This is a genomic window from Mesorhizobium sp. RSR565B, from assembly GCF_054719465.1.
Genome location: NZ_JBTTIE010000001.1, coordinates 303,994 through 323,464 on the forward strand (window position 1 = coordinate 303,994; position 19,471 = coordinate 323,464).

Here is a 19,471-nt window from a genome sequence, read left to right on the forward strand (position 1 = left end):
GGATTTCGGGACAAGCGATCTCCAGCACGGGACGCCTCCAACGCACCCCGCGTTCTTACCTCAGTAAATGTCTAGGCTCCTCCCGGTCCTCCCTGTTAGGCGGCAATCTCCGCGCTGATGTTTTCCGCCAGCAGGGCCCTGAAGCGCGAAGGCGACATGCCTTTCTGGGTCAGGAACTGGCGGTTGAAATTCGAGATGTTGTTGTAGCCGGCGGCATAGCAGATCTCGGTGATCGGCATGTCGGCCTCACTCATCAGCAGCTGGCAGGCAAGGTTGATGCGCAGCCGGTTGACGTACTGAACCAGCGCCATGCCGGTATGACGGCGGAAGCTGCGCGAAAACGCGCTCGGGCTGCGCCCGGCAATCGCCGCCAGATCGCTTTCGCTGAACGGCTCGGTCAGGTTGGCGTTGATATAGGCAAGCGCCTTGTTGACGCCGGCCGACATGAAGCCTGAGGGATCTGGCAGATAGCTGGCGCTGGTGAGCGTCCGCACATCGGCGGCGCGGCTCAGAATGTCGATGAGCTCCATGAACAAAGCGATGCGACGCACGCCTTGCGCTTCGACCAGTTCGGCCAGCACAGGTGCGGTGAGCTTGGCGGTAGCGATGGAGAACAGCGCGCCGCGGCGGCTGAGCTCGAGAATGTTTTCACAACCGGCAAGTTCCGGCAACGCGGCGGTGGCGTCGGCAATGAACTCTTGCGAGAACTGCACGACGCGGCCGCGCAGCGGCACGCTGGCGCCTGCCGGCACGTCGCTGACCCAGTTGTGCGGCAGGTTCGGGCCGGTGAGCACGAGATTGCCGGGCTCGAACTCGCCGATGAAGTCACCGACGAAATAATGGCCCGTGGTGGCGACGACGTGATGGATTTCGTATTCGGGGTGGAAGTGCCAGCGCACGGTATGGAAGGGGTAGCCGTGGGCCCAGGCCTTGAACGACTCGCCGCGTCTGATCTGGACGACTTCCAAGTCCGGATTCATGTCAGTTCCTCCCGGCGCCGGTCCGGTCATGCGACCAGTTGCAGTGCCATCTCCCGCAGGCCGCGTTTGCCGCTCTCTGCAGTGATCGAAGCTTAGGCGGCAATTCATGCAGCCGCCACCACGGTGTGTCCACCTCACTGATACTTTTTTGACGTTTTTGTGGTCAAGGCGATACGTTTGCGAGTACGCGGGAGAGATCAGGCCCCGCTTGCGAGACGGTGACGACGCAAACGATGTCGCCGGCGGCGAGAGCTGGTCGCTCGATTTCGGCTCCGTCACAGTGATAATATGCAAAGGGAGCGGATCGGCATGACAAGGACGTTCACCTATTCCGGCAGCCCTGCGCATATTGTCTTCGGCAATGGCGCGTCGTCCGAGGTGGGCACCTGGATCGAAAAACTCGGCTGCAATCGCGCGCTGGTGCTGTCGACGCCGCATCGGGCTGCCGACGGCGAGGCGCTTGCCAAATCCCTCGGCGCGCTGGCGGCCGGCACCTTTTCGGGCGCCGCCATGCACACGCCGGTCGAGGTAACCCAAACGGCAATGGCCAAGGCGACCGAGGTCAACGCTGACTGCGTTGTCGCGCTTGGCGGCGGCTCGACCACCGGTCTCGGCAAGGCGATCGCCTGGCGCACCGACCTGCCGCAGATCGTCATCCCGACCACCTATGCCGGCTCGGAGGTGACGCCGATCCTCGGTCAGACCGAGAACGGCGAAAAAACCACAATGCGTGACGCAAGTATCCTGCCGGAAGTGGTGATCTACGATCCAGAGCTGACCGTCGGCCTGCCGATAGCGATGAGCGTCGCGTCAGGACTCAACGCCATGGCGCACGCGGCCGAAGCGCTTTACGCGCAGGATCGCCATCCGATTTCCACCCTGATGGCGAAAGAAGGATTGCGCGCCATGACGGCGGCGCTGCCGGTGTTGACCAAGGAGCCTGGAAATATCGATGCACGCGGCGATGCGCTTTACGGCGCCTGGCTGTGCGGTACGGTGCTCGGCGCCGTCGGCATGGCGCTGCATCACAAGATCTGTCACACGCTGGGCGGCTCTTTCGACATGCCGCATGCCGAGACGCATGCGGTGATGTTGCCGCACACGATCGGCTTCAACGCCGCCGCGGTGCCCGACTTGTTGAAGCCGGTCGCCGACTTGTTTGGCGGCAGCGCCGGTAGCGGTCTCCAGGATTTCGCCAAGGCGGTCGGCGCGCCCCTTACATTGAAAGAACTCGGCCTCAAGCAGGCCGATCTCGACCGCGCCGCTGAGATTGCGACCAGGAACCCATACTGGAATCCGCGGCCTTTCGACCGCGCCGCAATCCGCGCCCTGTTGCAGGACGCGTGGGAGGGAAGGCGCCCGCAAAACTGACGGCAACAAGCAGGAACTTACCCGCCGCGAATTCATCAGGATACCGCCACGACCGGTGTGCTCGCGGCGGCCTCGCGGTGCCGGCGATCGCCTGCCCTTTCGCATATAGCCGACAGGCATGAGTGGCTCCGCCTGATCGGCGCAGGCCGCTCACGGTTTTGTGCGCGTGAAAAACTGGGCGGCTCGAAAAGCCCATTGACATCAGCCGTATTTTCGACGCAAACGTTATATTGTTACTGTTATACAGTTACACAGCCCGCCTCTCCGGCGACATACATTTCAGACTGCAAGGAGACCACGGATGCGTCGCATTCCCTTTCTCGCCGCGCTGCTCGTCGCGGTGCCGCTTTTGACCGGCACGGCTGTCGGCGCCGAAGACAAGCTGACCATCGTGGCGGCCGAGAATTTCTATGGCGACCTTGCCCGCCAGATCGGCGGCAGCAACGTCACCGTCACCAGCATCCTGGCCAATCCCGATGACGATCCGCATCTGTTCGAGACCAGCCCGTCGACGGCGCGCACCATCGCCGACGCCAAGATCGTCATCTACAACGGCGCCGACTACGATCCGTGGATGGACAAGCTGCTGTCGGCCTCGACAGCCAAGGATCGCACGACCATCGTCGCCGCCGACCTGATCGGCAAGAAGTCGGGCGACAACCCGCATCTGTGGTACGACCCGGCGACGCTGCCGGCCATCGCCAAGGCGCTGAGCGCCGACCTTGCCAAGCGCGATCCGGCCAATGCCGTGCATTATGAGGCGAACCTGAAGGCATTCCAGACCTCGCTCGAGGTCATTGACAAGGAAATCGCCGACGTCAAGAACACCTATGCCGGCACCGAGGTGACGGCTACCGAGCCGGTCTTCGGCTACATGGCGGAAGCGCTCGGTCTCAAGATGCTGAACTACGATTTCCAGGTGGCCTTGATGAACGATGCGGAGCCGAGCGCCACGCAGGTGGCGGCGTTCGAAAACAGCCTGAAGGACGGCTCGGCCAAGATCCTGTTCTACAATTCGCAGGTGACCGACGAGGCAACGACAAGGCTGCTCGACATCGCCAAGCAGAACAAGGTCACGGTCATCGGCGTCACCGAGACGGAACCGGCGGGCCAGACGATCCAGACCTGGTTCGGCGGCCAGATCGACGCGGTCCAGAAGGCGCTCGCCGCCCGCACACAATGAATGTGACTGCGAATGAATGTGACTAAATGAACGCAATCGAATTCGACAAGGTCACGCTGACCTATGGGGGACGCCGGGTTTTATCCGACGTCTCCTTTTCTCTACCGCAAGGCGCCTTTGTCGGCCTGCTCGGCGCCAATGGCGCCGGCAAGACGACGATGCTGCGCGCCATTCTCGGCCTGATCAAACCGGCCGGCGGCGCCATTTCGGTGCTTGGCAAATCGCCGACGCGCGGCAACGCCGACATCGGCTATATGCCGCAGGCGCGGCGCGCGCTTGGCGATGTCGGCGTCAGCGGCCTCGACTTCGTGCTGAGCGCCGCCGGCGGGCATCGCTGGGGCTGGCCCGTCGCATCGGCTGCCGAGAAGGAGGCGGCGTGGAAGGCTCTTGAAGAGGTGGGCGCCGGCGACCTTGCGCGGCGGCCGCTGGGCGAGCTTTCCGGTGGCGAGCGCCAGCGCATCCTGATCGCGCAATCCTTGATCGGCAATCCGCAACTGCTGCTGCTAGACGAGCCGCTGATCAGTCTCGATGCGGGCCATCAGCGCGCGATCATCGACCTGGTGCATCAGATCGGCGAACGGCTCGGCATTGCCGTGCTGTTCTGCTCGCACGAGATCAACCCGCTGCTGCGCGCCGTCGACCGCGTGCTCTATCTCGGCAACCGCAAGGCGGCGATCGGCTCCGTCGACGAGGTCATCAGCGGTCCGGTGCTGTCGAAACTCTACGGCACGCATATCAATGTGGTGCGGGTTGCCGGCCGCATCTTCGTCATGGCCGACGATGTCGAACTGGAGAGCGGGGCGCATGTCCACGATCTTTGACTATGAATTCATGCGCAACGCCTTCTATGCCTGCACCATCGTCGGCATCGTTTCGGGCGCGGTCGGCTATTTCCTCGTGCTCCGGGGCCAGACCTTCGCCGGTCATGCGCTCTCCCATGTCGGCTTTCCCGGCGCCACGGGCGCCGGCCTGATCGGGCTGTCGCCGTTTCTGGGTCTCACCGTGTTTACCGTCGCCGCCGGCATCGGCATCGGCCTGCTTGGCGAGCGCGCGCATCGCGACGTCGCCATCGGCATCGTCTTGACGCTGTCGCTCGGCCTCGGCTTGCTGTTCCTGCATTTCTACACCGCCTTCGCCTCGCAGGCGACCAACGTGCTGTTCGGCAATGTGCTGGGCATCAGCCTGCGCACCGTTATCGTGCTTGCGGTGCTGGCGGTGGCGATCCTTGTCGCGCTTTTGCTGATCGCGCGCCCGCTGCTGTTCGCCAGCCTGCAGCCGGAACTCGCCGAAGCGCGCGGCGTGCCGCTCACTCTTGTCTCGACCCTGTTCATGGTGCTGGTCGCCGTCGCTACGTCCGAGGCGGTGCAGATCGTCGGCGTGCTGCTCGTCTTCGCGCTGATGGTGGCGCCTGCAGCCACCGCGCTCAGGCTTACCAGCGGCGTCGGAGCCGGCGTGCTGACGTCCATCGCGCTTGCCGTGATCATCGCCTGGATCAGCCTGACGCTCGCCTTCCTGACCGACTGGCCGACGAGCTTCTGGATCACGGCGCTGGGCGCGGCGGCCTATGTCGTCAGCGGCATGGTCCGGCGCCCGTCGGTCCGAGAGACTCAGAGCGCCGACGCCGGCCCCTGAGGCTTGCCCTCCGGCAGGTCGATCGGGCCGGCTGGGGTGCAAAACTGACGTGAGGGAAATACACCCAAAAAAAGTCAGGTCTACAATCCGGCTCCTGAAACGTTTCAGCCGCGAAAGACAAATTCATCCAATCGCCTAGATCGCGACCTCTGTCGCGCCAAAGGTCCCCTCCGGAGCGGCCGGAACACCCGGAAAACCGCCATTTCAAGCGCATTTTGCAGCGGCGAATGGCTTGCGCGAGGCCGGCTGGAAAGCTGGCCGGGAGGCGCAAAAGGGACCTCCCGCGGCCATTGCGGGCGGCGTTGACAGACCGCGGTGCTGCATGCGTATAGCAAGCCATGGGTCACGCCATGGCCGTGGCGGTTGAGACGGGGCTGGGGGGTTTCGTAACAACAGCATTGACGGCCCGGCGCCGGACGGGCGGCATGCACTCTCGAAGTGCGCCGCTCGCTCTTGGCTGACGCGCCGGCGACCCGGCAGCAGTCCTGGCCTGCGTTCTCTCGACCAGGCTCCGCAGAACGCCATCGTCTCAGCTTTTCGATCCGCATCGGTTCGAAGCGAACGAGGTGACGCCCTCTTAACCGATATTCGCTTCGCTACGCCCCCTCCCCCTGCTGGGCGAGGGGGACGCTGGCGATGAACCGCGCCGGCCGACGTGTATCGGCACCGATCAGGCAAGCCTGACGACGTCGATCAAGTAAGCTTGACGACGAAGTGCTTGGTTACCGGCTCGATGATCTGCCAGGTGCCCTTGAAATCGGCTTCGACCACGAACGCATCGCCCGGACCGACCTCGACCGGCGTGCCGCCATCGGGCGTGATGATGATGCGGCCGGCGATCATGTGCACGAACTCATAGTCGGTGTAGGTGGCGTGATAAGTGCCGGGCGAGGCCCGCCAGGTGCCCGACAGCACCTTGCCGTCGGCGGTGGTGTGCTGCACGGCGGTCTGCATGGTCGGCCGGCCCGCCACAACGATCCAGCCCGGTAAGTCGCCGCCCTCGGCATGCTCGACAGCGCCGAATTTGAAAATGGTGGTGTTGGTCATGGGAGGCTCCGTTTGAATTGCATGGCTGCCGGTTGGATAGCCGATGCGTGTGACGGGAGCAACGCAAGGGCCGACCCCGGATGTCGGAGATTTGGCGAAGGAGGCGGGGAGCTAATCTCCCCCATCGAGGGGGAGATGTCGCCGAAGGCGACAGAGGGGTCGCCGCGCGTGGAGCGCCTGCCTTCACTTGCAGGATTGGGCCAGTCCGGTCGAACCGACCCCCTCTGGCCTGCCGGCCATCTCCCCCTCAAAGGGGGAGATCAGCGGCGTCGCCTCCTCCAATGTTGCACTGCGTTAGATTTGTTGCATTGCGATATCGACCCATAGGGCGGAGTCTTGGTCCGACTGTCAACGGTTGCAGCGCCGTGTCCCGTTGGGCGCAAAGCTGCCGCACGTATGATCCCGGCGCGATCGTTACTCGCCGAGGCGGGGTCATGCACCAGCACGAGGTGGCAAATCGTGTCAGCATCGTTCCGGCCCGATATCGAAGGACTGCGTGCCTTGGCGGTGGCAGGCGTGATCGCCTTTCATTTCGGCTTCACCGGCCTGCCCGGCGGCTTGACCGGCGTCGACATCTTCTTCGTCATCTCGGGCTATCTGATCACAAAACACCTGCTTGCCGAAATCACCGAGACCGGGCGGCTCAACCTGTGGCGCTTCTATGCCAGGCGCGCTCGGCGGCTGTTGCCGGCGTCGCTGTTCGTCATCCTCGCCACACTGGTGGCCGGCGCCTTCATCCTGTCGCCGGAGGAACAATCGCTCTATTCCAAAGGCGCCATGTTCGCCTCGGCCTACATGATCAATCTGTGGCTGATCCGCTGGTCGTTCGATTATTTCGCCGCCGATACGGCCAGCAACCCGTTTGTCCATTTCTGGTCGCTGTCGGTGGAGGAGCAGTTCTATGTCGCCTGGCCGGCGCTGCTTGTGCTGGCGGCATGGCTGCGCCCGGGCAAGCGCGGCGCGATCCTGGTGATCGGCATTGCCGGCCTCGTCTCGTTCGCCGTCTGCGCGTGGCTCACCACGGTCTCGCAGCCCTGGGCCTTCTATTTCTCGCCGCTACGCGCCTGGGAGTTCGCCGCCGGCGGGCTGGCCAGCATGGTGCCGCAGCAAGTCTGGCAAACCGCCCGCGGCTCGCCACGCCGCTGGCGTGGCTCGGCCTAGCGCTGATTGCCGGCGCCTATCTTTCCTTCAGCGACGAAACGCCCTTCCCGGGTTTCCTCGCCCTGGTGCCGGTGGCCGGCACCGTGCTGTTGCTGCTGGCAGGAGCGGCGCACGCGCAGCAGGAGAGCGCTAAGAAAAGCCCGATCGAGGCACTGGCGCTGGCGCCGCTGCAATGGGTCGGCAAACTCTCCTACTCGCTCTATCTCTGGCACTGGCCGGTGATCGTGTATGCCACGATGCTGACGCCGGAACTTTCGCCGCTGCAGCGGCTCGGCTGCTTGGCGCTGACGCTGGCGCTGTCGGGGTTCACCTATCATGTCATCGAAAACCCGATCCGCCGCAATGGCTGGCTGATGGCCAGTGCGGCGCGGGCGCTGGTGCCGGCCGTCCTCCTGACCGGCACCGGCGTCGCAGCCGCCTACGCCAATGCCAGGCTTGCCGTCCACGATCTGGACCCTGAGCAGCGCAGCATTGCCGCCAGCGCCGCGCAGCCGTCCACGGCGCGCGCGGCCGGCTGTATTCTCTCCTTTGAGACGGTGACGCCGAAGGCCTGCGTGTTCGGCAACAAGGACGCCGGGCGCTCGATTGCGCTGTTCGGCGATTCGCATGCCGACCACTGGTCGACGCCGCTGATCGAGGCGGCGGCCAAGAACAATTATCGCCTCGTCACCTATCTCAAATCGTCCTGCCGTGCCTCGCGGGTGACGACCTGGAACTGGCGGCTGAAGCGCGACTACACCGAATGCGACCAGTGGCGGGAGCAATCGGTCAAGGACATTATCGCGTTGCACCCGCACATGGTGGTGATCTCGGAATTCTCGATCGGCAATGTGATGAAGGAATCGCCCGAGGAACTGAAGCACGCCGATTGGAACGAGGAGTGGAAGGCCGGCCTGCGCTGGACGCTGGCGGCATTCAGCCGGGCCGGGATCAAGGTCGCGGTAATCCGGGACGTTCCCTACAATGGAAGCTATGCCGACAAATGCGTGGCGCGGGCGCTGTGGCGCGGGCAGGTGCCTGAAGTCTGCGACACGCCGAGGGACGCGGCGGCGAACGACGACATCGCCGCGGCCGAGCGCGACGTCGTGCGCAGCGTGCCCGGCGCCACCTATGTCGACCTGACCAGCCAGTTCTGCGACGCCCAAACCTGCCACGTGTTCATCAACGGCCAACTCGCCTTCCGCGACCGGCACCACCTGGCGACGCCATTTGCTGAATCACTGGAGCCGGTCTTGGAGAAGGCGGTGTTTTAGGGGGCGGCGAGGTAGGGGGACCTGACGGCTGACCGCTCAGTTGATGCGAGCTATGCCACAAACACATCCTCTCGATGGTGAGCGAGGTAAGCCTGCTGCGGCGGGGTGAAGGTGCTAGTGCGCCAGACGGCGGGGGCTTCGGCAAAGCCGAAACTCTGCATCACCAATTGCTCGAAACCGAGCCGCCGCAAATCAGTCTTGTCGCTGGGATATGAGGACCTGCCCGCTATCTTCAAAACTGATGAAGCCACGGTCAAAGAGGTGGTCGGCATCAGGCGTGAGGAGCAGCCCGTTCATGCCGTCCAAGCGCTCCTGCGCGGAAGCGCATAGGCGCCAAGGCTTGATGTGGCTTGCAATCAGCAACGAGGGATTGGTGACCCCTGTGAGTCGGCACGAGCGCTCCATGGCTTCGACATTGGAACGAAATTTACCTTGGCCGCGACGAGCTTGAATGACGCTCGTTTTTACAGTGTCCTCGAGTTGGAGGTCGTCTCGGATACGGCGCTCAACGACGTCCTCTAAAATTTCATTGACGACTTCGAAAGTGAGACTGTTTGCGCCACCACGCCTCAGAGCTTCGCGGTCGAAAGCTGTACCCGCGACAATGGTGTGAAACACCTCTTCCGATACGCTCGCGAGATAGGCGTTTTGACGGCCTGATCCGGAGTTTGGGTCGATGGGCGAGTATCGGGGAGGCAGAAGCGGACCCAATTCGCCAATTATGTCCGACGGGCGCACCGTCGGCAGGAGCGGCGCCCAATACACCGGGAGAAGCCAACCTTCCTCGTTCCAATTGGCTCCAGTGTTCTTGAACTCCGGTGGTTTCGGTGCTGTGAATGCAAACTCCGCTACCCGACCAATATAGCGCACGGCTTGACCGAAAAAAGACAACACGAGGTCACCAGGTGTCGCCCGACGCATATTTTTGTAGGACTCGCTGCGTGCCCCATTCTTCCGAGTTTTGGGCGACCAGAGATATTGCCCGTCGATCTCTTGGCGGGCGGTCTGACTGTGATTTACCCACCAGAATTGCGACATCGTTTTGGTTTTAATAGTTGCCGTCGGTTGGATAAGCTCTATTCGAGACCTGTCTCGCCTTCAAGCAGGGAGCCGACCTTATTGCCAGGTGCGACAGGCGGCGTAACTGCATCTTTCGGCGAGACACCAAGAAGAGCGTAGGGCGACGATAGTCGCCGCCCCCACCCCGCTTGCAAATCGCCCCCCAAATGCCATCTACATCACAGGCGCACCGCCGGTGCGCGGCATCCACGGAGCATTCACTTGACGCAGCGAAGCGGCAGTGCGGACTTGCCGCTGCATGGCGGGCGGGTTCCGAAATGGCTGGGCGATCGTATGACGCGGCTGGGTGCGGTGTTGTGCGAGGCGATCATCCATCACTATGGCCGCGACGAGCTGTTGCGGCGGCTGGCGCATCCGTTCTGGTTCCAGTCCTTCGGCGCCGTCATGGGCATGGACTGGCACTCCTCAGGCATCACCACCTCGGTCGTCGGCGCGCTGAAGCGCGGGCTGAACCCGATGTCGCGGGAGCTCGGCATCCATGTCTGCGGCGGGCGCGGCGCGCATTCGCGCAAGACGCCGCAGGAGCTGATGGCGATCGGCGAGCGCGTCGGCATCGATGGTGCGGCGCTTGCCACCGCCAGCCGCTTGGTCGCCAAGGTGGACAGTGCGGCCGTGCAGGACGGTTTCGACCTCTATCTGCACGGCTTCATCGTCACCGACGACAGCCGCTGGGTGGTGGTGCAGCAAGGCATGAACGGCGACAGCCGCCAGGCGCGGCGCTATCACTGGCTGTCGGAAGGGCTGACAAGCTTCGTCGACCAGCCGCATGCGGCGATCGAGGGCGAGCGGCAGGGCGAGATCGTCAACCTGACCGACCATCGCGCCGCGCCGTCACGTAGCGGCCAGATCGACCTGTTGAAGACCATGAGCCCGGAACGGATCCTCGACGAGCTTGCCGTGCTGGAGCCGCCGCCGAAAGCAGCGCCTGCGAAACCGGCGGCGCAGCCGATGCTGCCCAATCTGGTGATGCCGGCGCATCACGACGTGCGCGAGAGCGACATCGTCATGCACCGGCTGCACGGCAACATTTCCGCCGCCATCGAAAGCGGGCCGGCCGACTTTCCCGAGCTGCTGCTGGTGCCCGGCGTCGGCGCGCGCACGGTGCGGGCGCTGGCCATGGTGGCGGAAGTGGTGCATGGCGCGCCCTGCCGCTTCTCCGATCCGGCGCGCTTCTCGCTCGCCCATGGCGGCAAGGACCGCCACCCCTTCCCGGTGCCGCTGAAAGTCTATGACGAGACGATCGCGGTGCTGAAATCGGCCGTCGGCAAGGCCAAGCTCGGCCGCGAGGAAGAGCTCGGCGCGCTGCAGCGGCTGGATGGCGAAGCGCGGCGGCTGGAGCGCTACGTCACCGGGCCAAGCCTTAAGGAGATCGTCGCCGGCGAGTTCGACCAGTCGCATCTGCTTGGAGGGCGCAGTGTGTTCGGGTGGGAGGGGGCGGCGGAAAGCGACGACGGTTCAGACAGGGGCCGCCAGTAGCTGCCTGTCCATCATGCAGAGATAGTGCGCGGCCCATAGAAACACGTGCTCGGCTTGTTTTGATAATGCTTGCAAAGACCCATTTCTCAAGTGATGCTCTGCCAGGCGAGGCTCGGCATGAAGACATTCGCATGGACGTTGGTTTTCGTGCTGCTGGCGATTGGCGGCGCGATCGCCCAAACGACGCCTGAGCCTGCCATACTGGCATATACACCGCCGATGCACTTCGTCGTTGTACGCAACAGCACGCCAGGATGCGAGCCGACATGCCCGGAATGGATTTCGGCGGAAGGTCACATCGTGGCCGGCACGCCAGCTTTGCTGAAGGCTTTGCTGAAAAAACTCGGCCCCCGCAAATTGCCTTTGGCGTTGAATTCCCCGGGCGGCGAGACCGATGCGGCGATGGCGCTTGGCCATATGATCCGCGCCAGCGGGCTCGACACGATGGTTGGCAAGACGGAGTTCTCCGAATGCGCGCCAGACACAAAAGCCTGCGGGCCGGGCGACCTCCGCTTCGGCGTCGCCAACCCCGTCGGCGCAGTCTGTTCGTCAGCTTGTACGATGGTTCTTGCGGGCGGCGTACGGCGCCTGGCAGACAGCCGCGCCTTTGTCGGCATTCACCGGATCATGCTGCCGGCCGCCAAGAAAATCCACGGCAAGAAGACCATCGTCCTCGTTCCGATACCCAAATGGTATGAACGCAAGGTCGACAGCTATTTCACCGAGATGAAAGCAGGTTCGTGGATCGTATCGGCCATGCAAAAAATACCCGACGACAGCATACGATACCTCGTGACATACGAACTTTTGGACCTGAATCTGATAACCGAAACCGGTCACGGCGACACCCGCACCTCCATCGATATCTGCAAGACCACGCCGCCGGCGGGCAACTGCCGAACGGTCAGGCAATAGGAATAGCGGGCCACGTAGGTCGTCGAAGCGCCTGTTTCTCAACAGCAACCCTTCACTTTACGCTGCGCCCTTCAACAGGTCTTCCGGCCGGCCCTCGACGAGCGCAGCAATATAGCTTTCCAGGCTGGTCGTGCCGCGCTCCGGGTTTTCCGGCTGCATCGGCTTGTCCAGCGTGGCCCCGGTCATGCGGGCATAGGACTCGGCCGCCGCTTTGGAGAAGCCTAGTTTTTCGTAGGTTTCTGTCCAGCGCTCCCGCGGCACCGTGACCACGCGCACGTTTTTGCGCAACGCCGCACTGAAGGCTGCGGCGACATCGGCGGCGGAGTAGCGCCGAGGACCCTCGATATAGTGCGTGCCGGTCTTGTCCGCCGGCTCCAGCAGACGTCTCGCCGCGGCCTCGCCGAGATCCTGCGGCGCCACCATCGGCAGCTCGAAATCCGCCGGGAAGAAGGAGGTGATGACGCCGTCGCGCCGCGCCGTCTCCAGGGCCTGATCCCAGTTGCTCATGTAATAGGCGGCGCGGTTGATGCTTGCCGGAATGGCCTGGGCCTTCAGCTTCTGCTCGAGGCCGTAAAGGACGGTGAGATCGCCGACACCCTCGCCGGCCTGCGCGCCGTAGGTCGATTCCGCCACCAGCTTTTCGAGGCCGGAGCCCTCCAGCGCCGCCGCAATGGCGCCAACCGTCTTGCGCTCCTCGGCGTCGGTGTCGGTCGATGGATCGGCCGGCGGGTTGAGCAGAAACGCCCGCTTGCCGCGCCGCAAGACTTCACGCAGCGCCTCGACATCGAGCACATCGGCAACCGCGGCCTCCGCGCCCTGTTCAACCAACCATGCGGCCTTCGACTCGTCGCGCGTCACCACCGTGACATCCTCGCCCTGCCGCAACAGCGCCATTGCCGCCGCCGAGCCGACATGGCCGGTACCTCCAAGAATGACATGCATGGTCTCGTCCTTCCCTTGCTGATTCATGCCGGATTAATGGCTGGGGCGGCGAAGGGTTCAAAAATCGGGGACGATGCTGACAGGAGGTGACGCTGAACTTCCTCGCAATGCACGGCGCAGGGGTCGTTCGCATCTTGCAAAATTATGGAACGAGGTCGTGCCCAGCGAGTTATATTAGCGCAAGGTTGAATAGGAGGCAGCTATGAGAAAGCTCCTGCTTGCTTCGGCTATCGCTATCACTGCGGCGGCGGCGATGATCGCCCCGGCGAATGCCGGCGGGCGCGTCGTGATCGGCATCGGCAACGGCTACTATGACGATGACTACAATGACAGCTATGGCGACTATTACGATCGCTACGCTCCTCGCCCCTACTACCAGTATGATGCCTACGATAACGGCTTCAGGTACCACAGGTATCACAGGCACCATCGCCATTGCCGTATAGAGTTGGTCAAGCATTGGCGCCATCATCACAGGATCGTCGAGGAAATTCGCGTTTGCGAACGGTGATCCGATAGGGTGAAACCGGTCGGCCGGCATCTGCCGGCCGGCCGCTTCCTGCGCGGCTGCCGGCCTTATCGCGGCTTCCGCATCAGCATCATCCCGTAACCCACGGCCAAAAGGTCGAGCCCGACCTTCAACAGCTTCACCACCACATCTCGTCCCTCGCCGGTGCGTTCGGCGAGCGCCTTCACCGACTGGCCTTCGAGGCAGATCTGGCGGACCACTTCCGCCACTTCCCAGTGGGCCAGGGCGGCGACGGCGTGAGCATGAGCGCGGCCGTCGTTGAGCACGCGGTCGGGGATGCCGCCATTGATGCGGCCGCCGTCGATGCGCTCTTCCCACGGCATCGGCCGCAGCCCGTCACGCGAGGCGCGCTCGAAATCGTCGCGAAACCGCTGGCCGGCCTCGCGCTGCTGGCGGGTCAGCGAGGTGATGCCGACCAGCGGATCGACATTGCGCACCCGCACGATGCCGCCGGTCGCGGTGTAGCCGTCATTGGAGACCTCGTAGACGCGCCGCGCCTCTTCGGTGCCGACGCTCAGCCGCTTGCGGCCGAAGCGATCGTCCTTCAGCGCGAAATCATGGCCGATCTCGCGGCGGATGCGCACCTGCTCGACTTCGCCCGCCGGCAGCTTCGGCGGTTTGGCTTTCTGCGCGGTTTTTTTGCTCATGGCGTGGTCCTTGTGGAGATTGGGTTGTTGAGCCGGAAGGTTGGCGTTCCTTCGCGCCCCCCTCTGCCCTGCCGGGCATCTCCCCCACGAGGGGGGAGATTGGCAGTTTCGGCGGCTGCGCCTCTGCAACGTTGGCAATTGGCGAAATCGGCGGCGATATCCGATCGCCCCCCTCGTGGGGGTTGAGGAGTGGTCCGCGAAGCGGACGGAAAGCCAATTGCTTGGCTTCCCGAGCGACGAACGTCCGGCAGGACAGAGGGGGGCGCTGTCCCGCCGGCTTTCGATCATTGGTGGGGTCGTCCGGAGGCGAGGAACGGAGCCCAGCCGCTCACACCACCTCCGCCACAGGCCCGTGGAAGCGCGCCTGGTGGTATTCGCAGTAGCTTTTCAGCGCCCTTGTGCGCAGGCCGCAGCACAGCATCTCCAATCCCGGCCGGCTGCCGGGAGGGTCTTTGTCGGGGTCTTCCTCCAGCGTCAGGTCGAGCGGCGCGCGGCAGCGGTTGAACAGGCAGTCGATGAAGCGCATGGCGGCGACATGCGGCTGACGCCCGAGCGAAGCAGGGCGCGGCGCCGGCACATTGAAGCGATAGACTTCGCCGTCCACCACCAGCCGTCCTTCGCCCGGGATCGAGGGCGCCGGACGGGCTGGCAACAAAGGCCTGGCCGATGGCTGACGGCTCGGTTTGGCGGCCGGTTTGACCGGCGCGGCCTGCTTCGAAACTCCTACTTCCCTTACGAGCTTGCTTGGCTGCGCCGGCGGATTCCTCTTGGCGGTATTCTCGTTTGCCGCAGTCTTCCCCGTCGCATTCTTCCTCGGTCGGCCGCCGGACCTGCCGCCTCTTGGGTTGGCGAAGCCGATGGTCTTCAACGCGCTGTTGCGGTGGACGATGCCGATGATGGCGTTGCGCGAGACCGGACTGCCGCGCAGCGCCGTGAAGCGGACGGCGATCCCTGTGGCCGACAGGCCATCCCTCAGCCAGACGGCGATCTCCTGCAATTCGGTGTCGGTATAGGCAGTCATGTCGGTATCCATTGATTGCGCGCGCAAAGGCCGAGCGCCGGCCCCGAGGGCCCACGGGAAAAAATCAGAGCGGATGGTCGGTGCGGTCAGCCGATACTGGCGGCCGGCAGCGAGCCGGCGAGATGCCGCAAGGCGGCTTCGGCGGCCGCTTTGGTGAGGGCGGAAACCGCCCTGCCCGTCAGCCGGTCGAACAGGATGACGGTGCCATCTTCCGTGCGGATGCAGGAAATACCCTGCCCGCCGGAGACAGCCCTTGGCGCACCGGCGGCGCCATGGGCTGAAGAGGTGGCCGGAGCCGGGAGAGGAGCGGCTCCGGCCGTTCCGGTCGATCGGGGGGACGACGGTTCGACCTCCGGGGCAGAAGCCCCGGTTTGCGTCCGGACCGGGGAGGAGGACAGCCCGGACGATGGGAGAAAGCTGAGGATGTCTGCGGAAACGCTTGCGATTTGTTCGATCATGCGCTAAGCGTACGATATGTACGAAACGTACGCAAGCGAAATCGTACATATTGGACGATAAATTTCAGGCAATTTGTACGATGCAGGAACCGAGGCACAGATTGCAGCAGGCGCGGGCGGAGGCGGGCTATGCCTCGCCGAGCGACGCTGCGCGGGCATTGCGCGACATCAACAAGAACACGCTGATCAGTCATGAGAACGGTAACCGGCCGCTGTCGCGCAAGGCGGCGGAGAAATACGGCCGCCTGTTCGGCGTCGATCCCGGCTGGCTCTTGTTCAACGGTGACGGCGGCAGCCTTGCGGGGGGCCATTTCGGCTTTGACGAGTCGGGCCGGCAGATCCCGATGCCGTCGCTGGCCACCGTCGATGTGCCCATCGTCTCATGGATCAGCGCCGGCGAACTCGGCAGCCAGGACATGGTGGTCAATCTCAGCGACTATCCGACCATCCCCACCACCGATCTGGAGCAGGGCCAATGGATTGCGCTGCGCGTCGACGGCCCGTCGATGAACAAGATCTCGCCACCGGATTCGATCATCTTCGTCAACCTCAGGGACAAGCGGCTGGTGACCAATGGCTGCTACGTCATTTCGGACGAATCCGGCCAGGCCACCTACAAGCGTTACCGCCCCAACGAGAACCCGCCCTTCCAGCCGGCCTCCTACATGGACATCCCGCCGCCGGCGCTGGAAGGCGCCATCACCATCATCGGCCGGGTGAAGCGCTCGATGATCGATATGTGAGGGAGAAGGCGGTGAGGCGCAATCTCCCCCCTCGAGGGGGAGATGGCCGGCAGGCCAGAGGGGGTCGCCGCGCGTAAGGCGCTGACGTCCTCTGTCCGCGATAGGAAGTCGCGTCAGGACGTACCGACCCCCTCTGTCGCCTTCGGCGACATCTCCCCCTCGAGGGAGGAGATTACGCGCCCAAAAACTCGTTCGTAAAATACCCCCCGAAATCCGGCTTCTCCTTCAGAACCTTGCCATCGCCATCGAGCAATATGCCGGCCCTGAAGAGGTAGGTTCCGATCGCCTCGATCTTGGCCCTGGCGATGGTGCCGATGACGCCGTCCTGGCTGCGCAAGAAGTGTCCGTCGACCAGCATTTTCAGCGAAGCGTGGATCAGCGCCGGGTCGGTCAGCGCATCCCTGTTGGAAGCGATCAGCAGATCGCCGGCTTCCTGCGGGTGATCGCAGGCAAATTGGTAGCCGCGCCGCGTTGCCTCGACGAAGGCCGATGCGGCCTTCGGGTTTGCCTGGAGATATGCATTGCTGGAGGCGATCAAGGTGGTGTGCTCGTCGGGGACGCCGTAGTCGGCGTAGCGGAAGCCGCGCTGCCTGACGCCTTTCAACTCGGCAGCGACGCCTTCCCAGGTCGAGACCTCCAGCGTGAAGTCGACCGAGCCGTTGGCCAGCGCCTCATAGGCCGAGGTGCCTAATGTCACCGTCTCGAAAACGCCCTTGCCGCCATCGTGGCGGATGATGGTCGAGATCAGCGTGTTTTCCCAGGCGCTGCCGAAGCCGCCATAGGTCAGACCGTCGAGATTCCTGGGACTCTTGATCTCGCCGCGATCCGCGTTGAAGACCAACCGGCCGGTCTCCTGCTGGACCACGGCGTAGACCGCCTTGAGATCGGCGCCGGCAGCCCGCTGGGTGAACAGGCCGACGCCGGCAATGCCGAAATCGGCGATGCGGTTGGCGACCAGCGTGCCGGCGCCAGTATCGCCATAGGGCAGGATCTCAACATCGAGCCCGGCCTCGTGGTAGAACCCTTTGTCGCGGGCAACGAACAGGCCGACATGGTTGGTGTTGACCGTCCAGTCGAGCGCGACGGTGATTTTTTGCGTAGCCGCATGAGCGCGAGAGGCAAGCGGCAGTCCGGCAGCCAGCGTCAGCAGCAAAGCCTGCCGGCGTGTGAATTCGGTCATGAAAAACTCCTTTGAGCGGTCTGCGGAAACAAGCCCCGGTCAGTCCCGGGATTGAGCAGCGTGTCGAGGATGTCGGCTTCGAGCGCGGCGGCCTGGCGCGCGGCATCGCTGCCGGTGGTGCGCGGGCGCGGCAGCGGCACGGCAATCTCGCCGATGATGCGGGCCGGCCGCGCCGACATCAGATAGATTCGATCGGAGAGGTAGACGGCTTCGCGCACGTCATGGGTGATCAGCAGCGCGGTCCAGCGGTGGCGCTGCCACATGCCTTCCAGCCAGCGCTGCACACCCGCGCGGGTCAGTGCATCCAGCGCGCCAAAGGGCTCGTCGAGCAGCAGCATGTCGCGCTGCTGCACCACGGTGCGCAAAAGCGCCGCGCGCTGGCGCATGCCGCCGGAAAGTTCCGCCGGCCAGGCGCGCTCAAAGCCGGCAAGGCCGAACTCGGCAAACAGCGGCGCGACGTGCTCGCGTGCCGCCTTGCGGCCAAGACCCTGAACTTCCAGCCCCAGCGTCACATTGTCGATGACGCGTCGCCACGGCATCAGCGCGTCGCGCTGCGGCATGAAGGCGAAGGGGCTGCCCTGCAATGGTGCGCCGTCGAAGCGCATGTCGCCCTCGCCTTTCAGCGCGCCGGTCAGCAACTGGAACAGCGTCGACTTGCCGGCGCCGGAAGGGCCGAGGATGGAGACGAACTCGCCGGCCGCGACATGAAGCGAAATGCCGGCGAGCACCTCAAGCGCGCCGAAGTTCTTCCTGATGTCCCGGAGTTCGAGCCGCGTCATTGACGGTTCTCTTCTGCAGCTTCAACCTTGCCGTCGCGGCTTTCGCTCCCTGCATTCTCCCAAGGCATGGCGAAGCGCTGGACGAGCACGGCAATGCCGAACAGGATCAGCGTGAGCGCGGCGCTGACGGCGACTGCGGCGAGCACCAGATCGGGCCGAAAGTTGTTCTTGGCATTGAGCATGTAGATGCCCAGCCCCTTCGCCGCCCCCGCATATTCGGCGAAGATCGCGCCGACGACGGCGTAGGTGATGGAGATGCGCAGCCCGGCGAAGAAATAGGGCAGCGCCGAAGGCAGGCGCGCCAGCCAGAAGATGCGCCAGCGCCCTGCCCCCATGGTGGCGAGCATCTGCGAAATCGCCTTGCTGGTCGCGGCAAAACCCTCGACCAGCGCCACCATCATCGGGAAGAAGGTAACGAGCGCCACAAGCAAGATTTTTGGCATCAGCCCGAAGCCGAACCACAGTACGATGAGCGGCGCAATCGCGACCAGCGGCAAGGTCTGGCTGACAATCAGCAGCGGAAACAGCGCGCGGCGCAGCGGGGCCAAGAAATCGACCAGCGCCGAAAGCACGAAGGCAGCGACCAACGAGCAGGCGAAGCCGGCTGATGTGGCGCGGATGGTGGGCAGCGTGTTGTCGGCAAGGGCAGCGCGATGCTCCCAGGCCTGCTGCAGCACGCGCGACGGCGCCGGCAGCATGGTGGGCGCAGCGCCACCATAGCGGGCGTAGAGCTCCCACGCCGCGAGGAGCAGGGCGGAGGCGCAGGCGGCGGGGATGGTCTTGGCGATGGCTGCGGCTAATCTCCCCCCTCGAGGGGGAGATGTCGCCGAAGGCGACAGAGGGGGTCGCCTCGCATAGAGCGCCCACGCCTTGCCGATGCGAAAAGGACGTCGGCGCTCCACGCGCTGGGACCCCCTCTGGCCTGCCGGCCATCTCCTGCTCGAGGGGGGAGATTCGTGGGCATCGCGGTCTTCGCCAATCGCCAATGGCTCCCCTCCTCTTTGTGCTGAGGGGTCAGAGGCATCTCCTCCACGCAATGGGTCAGATAAACCAGCCACGGCAATATCCTCAAGG

Annotated in this window: 18 protein-coding genes and 1 pseudogene; 10 read left to right on the forward strand and 9 right to left on the reverse strand. The window is 64.2% G+C overall.

The window, feature by feature from the left end; translation table 11 throughout:
* Nucleotides 1-95 precede the first annotated feature (95 nt).
* A complete protein-coding gene (locus ACYG9R_RS01505) occupies nt 96-980 on the reverse strand; it encodes an AraC family transcriptional regulator (RefSeq protein WP_023824443.1) in 885 nt (294 codons plus the stop codon).
* A 309-nt stretch (nt 981-1,289) separates the two neighbouring features.
* On the opposite strand from ACYG9R_RS01505, the gene ACYG9R_RS01510 reads away from it, so the two are divergent.
* The 4 genes from ACYG9R_RS01510 (at nt 1,290) to ACYG9R_RS01525 (ending at nt 5,166) form a co-directional block, all read left to right on the forward strand.
* Complete coding sequence (locus tag ACYG9R_RS01510) at nt 1,290-2,351, forward strand: maleylacetate reductase (protein ID WP_023824442.1); 1,062 nt, start codon at nt 1,290-1,292, stop codon at nt 2,349-2,351.
* A gap of 301 nt (nt 2,352-2,652) precedes the next feature.
* Nucleotides 2,653-3,534: a metal ABC transporter solute-binding protein, Zn/Mn family gene (locus ACYG9R_RS01515; RefSeq protein ID WP_032886616.1), complete on the forward strand. Its 882-nt coding sequence runs from the start codon at nt 2,653-2,655 to the stop codon at nt 3,532-3,534.
* A gap of 26 nt (nt 3,535-3,560) precedes the next feature.
* On the forward strand, nt 3,561-4,355 hold the full coding sequence (locus ACYG9R_RS01520; protein ID WP_023685455.1) for a metal ABC transporter ATP-binding protein: 795 nt from the start codon (nt 3,561-3,563) through the stop codon (nt 4,353-4,355).
* A complete protein-coding gene (locus ACYG9R_RS01525) occupies nt 4,339-5,166 on the forward strand; it encodes a metal ABC transporter permease (protein ID WP_023685454.1) in 828 nt (275 codons plus the stop codon). The genes ACYG9R_RS01520 and ACYG9R_RS01525 overlap by 17 nt, the downstream gene beginning before the upstream one ends.
* Before the next feature lie 693 nt (nt 5,167-5,859).
* On the opposite strand, the gene ACYG9R_RS01530 is transcribed toward ACYG9R_RS01525, so the two are convergent.
* Nucleotides 5,860-6,213: a cupin domain-containing protein gene (locus ACYG9R_RS01530; protein WP_023824440.1), complete on the reverse strand. Its 354-nt coding sequence runs from the start codon at nt 6,211-6,213 to the stop codon at nt 5,860-5,862.
* Nucleotides 6,214-6,672: 459 nt separating this feature from the next.
* On the opposite strand from ACYG9R_RS01530, the pseudogene ACYG9R_RS01535 reads away from it, so the two are divergent.
* A pseudogene (locus ACYG9R_RS01535) lies at nt 6,673-8,627 on the forward strand (acyltransferase family protein).
* Between the two features lie 192 nt (nt 8,628-8,819).
* Here ACYG9R_RS01535 and ACYG9R_RS01540 read toward each other — a convergent pair.
* On the reverse strand, nt 8,820-9,665 hold the full coding sequence (locus ACYG9R_RS01540; RefSeq protein ID WP_031199575.1) for an HNH endonuclease: 846 nt from the start codon (nt 9,663-9,665) through the stop codon (nt 8,820-8,822).
* 243 nt (nt 9,666-9,908) lie between these two features.
* Here ACYG9R_RS01540 and ACYG9R_RS01545 point away from each other — a divergent pair, with 243 nt between their 5' ends.
* Together ACYG9R_RS01545 and ACYG9R_RS01550 are read left to right on the forward strand one after the other, a co-directional pair.
* Complete coding sequence (locus ACYG9R_RS01545; protein WP_023824439.1) at nt 9,909-11,183, forward strand: DUF763 domain-containing protein; 1,275 nt, start codon at nt 9,909-9,911, stop codon at nt 11,181-11,183.
* 147 nt (nt 11,184-11,330) lie between these two features.
* Entirely contained in the window at nt 11,331-12,098 is a 768-nt protein-coding gene (locus tag ACYG9R_RS01550; RefSeq protein ID WP_155923295.1) for a COG3904 family protein, read from the forward strand.
* Between the two features lie 57 nt (nt 12,099-12,155).
* Here ACYG9R_RS01550 and ACYG9R_RS01555 read toward each other — a convergent pair whose 3' ends face one another.
* Complete coding sequence (locus ACYG9R_RS01555; RefSeq protein ID WP_023819108.1) at nt 12,156-13,040, reverse strand: NmrA family NAD(P)-binding protein; 885 nt, start codon at nt 13,038-13,040, stop codon at nt 12,156-12,158.
* Between the two features lie 202 nt (nt 13,041-13,242).
* On the opposite strand from ACYG9R_RS01555, the gene ACYG9R_RS01560 reads away from it, so the two are divergent.
* A complete protein-coding gene (locus ACYG9R_RS01560; protein WP_023693854.1) occupies nt 13,243-13,551 on the forward strand; it encodes a hypothetical protein in 309 nt (102 codons plus the stop codon).
* 65 nt (nt 13,552-13,616) lie between these two features.
* Here the strand turns inward: ACYG9R_RS01560 and ACYG9R_RS01565 are convergent, their stop codons facing one another.
* Both ACYG9R_RS01565 and ACYG9R_RS01570 read right to left on the reverse strand, forming a co-directional pair.
* A complete protein-coding gene (locus ACYG9R_RS01565; protein ID WP_023824438.1) occupies nt 13,617-14,216 on the reverse strand; it encodes a DUF6456 domain-containing protein in 600 nt (199 codons plus the stop codon).
* A 328-nt stretch (nt 14,217-14,544) separates the two neighbouring features.
* On the reverse strand, nt 14,545-15,237 hold the full coding sequence (locus tag ACYG9R_RS01570) for a GcrA cell cycle regulator (RefSeq protein ID WP_023824437.1): 693 nt from the start codon (nt 15,235-15,237) through the stop codon (nt 14,545-14,547).
* 80 nt (nt 15,238-15,317) lie between these two features.
* On the opposite strand from ACYG9R_RS01570, the gene ACYG9R_RS01575 reads away from it, so the two are divergent.
* Nucleotides 15,318-15,518 (forward strand): hypothetical protein, encoded by a 201-nt coding sequence (locus ACYG9R_RS01575; protein ID WP_023709399.1) that lies wholly within the window; start codon nt 15,318-15,320, stop codon nt 15,516-15,518.
* A gap of 257 nt (nt 15,519-15,775) precedes the next feature.
* The gene (locus ACYG9R_RS01580) at nt 15,776-16,438 is read left to right on the forward strand and encodes a LexA family transcriptional regulator (RefSeq protein ID WP_023672482.1); all 663 of its coding nucleotides are present in this window, start codon (nt 15,776-15,778) and stop codon (nt 16,436-16,438) included.
* A 172-nt stretch (nt 16,439-16,610) separates the two neighbouring features.
* Here ACYG9R_RS01580 and ACYG9R_RS01585 read toward each other — a convergent pair whose 3' ends face one another.
* Genes ACYG9R_RS01585 through ACYG9R_RS01595 form a run of 3 tightly spaced genes read right to left on the reverse strand, consistent with a single transcriptional unit; the run spans nt 16,611 to nt 19,236 of the window.
* Nucleotides 16,611-17,618 (reverse strand): ABC transporter substrate-binding protein, encoded by a 1,008-nt coding sequence (locus tag ACYG9R_RS01585; protein ID WP_023693858.1) that lies wholly within the window; start codon nt 17,616-17,618, stop codon nt 16,611-16,613.
* Nucleotides 17,615-18,397: an ABC transporter ATP-binding protein gene (locus ACYG9R_RS01590; RefSeq protein ID WP_023824435.1), complete on the reverse strand. Its 783-nt coding sequence runs from the start codon at nt 18,395-18,397 to the stop codon at nt 17,615-17,617. Before ACYG9R_RS01590 ends, ACYG9R_RS01585 begins: the two co-directional genes overlap by 4 nt.
* The gene (locus ACYG9R_RS01595; protein WP_023693860.1) at nt 18,394-19,236 is read right to left on the reverse strand and encodes an ABC transporter permease; all 843 of its coding nucleotides are present in this window, start codon (nt 19,234-19,236) and stop codon (nt 18,394-18,396) included. The genes ACYG9R_RS01590 and ACYG9R_RS01595 overlap by 4 nt, the downstream gene beginning before the upstream one ends.
* Nucleotides 19,237-19,471 lie beyond the last annotated feature (235 nt).

Excerpts from the sequence above, each read along its gene's own strand:
- ACYG9R_RS01505 (WP_023824443.1), bottom strand. The coding sequence starts at position 980 with ATGAATCCGGACTTGGAAGTCGTCCAGATCAGACGCGGCGAGTCGTTC.
- ACYG9R_RS01510 (WP_023824442.1), top strand. The coding sequence starts at position 1,290 with ATGACAAGGACGTTCACCTATTCCGGCAGCCCTGCGCATATTGTCTTC.
- ACYG9R_RS01515 (WP_032886616.1), top strand. The coding sequence starts at position 2,653 with ATGCGTCGCATTCCCTTTCTCGCCGCGCTGCTCGTCGCGGTGCCGCTT.
- ACYG9R_RS01520 (WP_023685455.1), top strand. The coding sequence starts at position 3,561 with ATGAACGCAATCGAATTCGACAAGGTCACGCTGACCTATGGGGGACGC.
- ACYG9R_RS01525 (WP_023685454.1), top strand. The coding sequence starts at position 4,339 with ATGTCCACGATCTTTGACTATGAATTCATGCGCAACGCCTTCTATGCC.
- ACYG9R_RS01530 (WP_023824440.1), bottom strand. The coding sequence starts at position 6,213 with ATGACCAACACCACCATTTTCAAATTCGGCGCTGTCGAGCATGCCGAG.
- ACYG9R_RS01540 (WP_031199575.1), bottom strand. The coding sequence starts at position 9,665 with ATGTCGCAATTCTGGTGGGTAAATCACAGTCAGACCGCCCGCCAAGAG.
- ACYG9R_RS01555 (WP_023819108.1), bottom strand. The coding sequence starts at position 13,040 with ATGCATGTCATTCTTGGAGGTACCGGCCATGTCGGCTCGGCGGCGGCA.
- ACYG9R_RS01560 (WP_023693854.1), top strand. The coding sequence starts at position 13,243 with ATGAGAAAGCTCCTGCTTGCTTCGGCTATCGCTATCACTGCGGCGGCG.
- ACYG9R_RS01565 (WP_023824438.1), bottom strand. The coding sequence starts at position 14,216 with ATGAGCAAAAAAACCGCGCAGAAAGCCAAACCGCCGAAGCTGCCGGCG.
- ACYG9R_RS01570 (WP_023824437.1), bottom strand. The coding sequence starts at position 15,237 with ATGACTGCCTATACCGACACCGAATTGCAGGAGATCGCCGTCTGGCTG.
- ACYG9R_RS01580 (WP_023672482.1), top strand. The coding sequence starts at position 15,776 with ATGCAGGAACCGAGGCACAGATTGCAGCAGGCGCGGGCGGAGGCGGGC.
- ACYG9R_RS01585 (WP_023693858.1), bottom strand. The coding sequence starts at position 17,618 with ATGACCGAATTCACACGCCGGCAGGCTTTGCTGCTGACGCTGGCTGCC.
- ACYG9R_RS01590 (WP_023824435.1), bottom strand. The coding sequence starts at position 18,397 with ATGACGCGGCTCGAACTCCGGGACATCAGGAAGAACTTCGGCGCGCTT.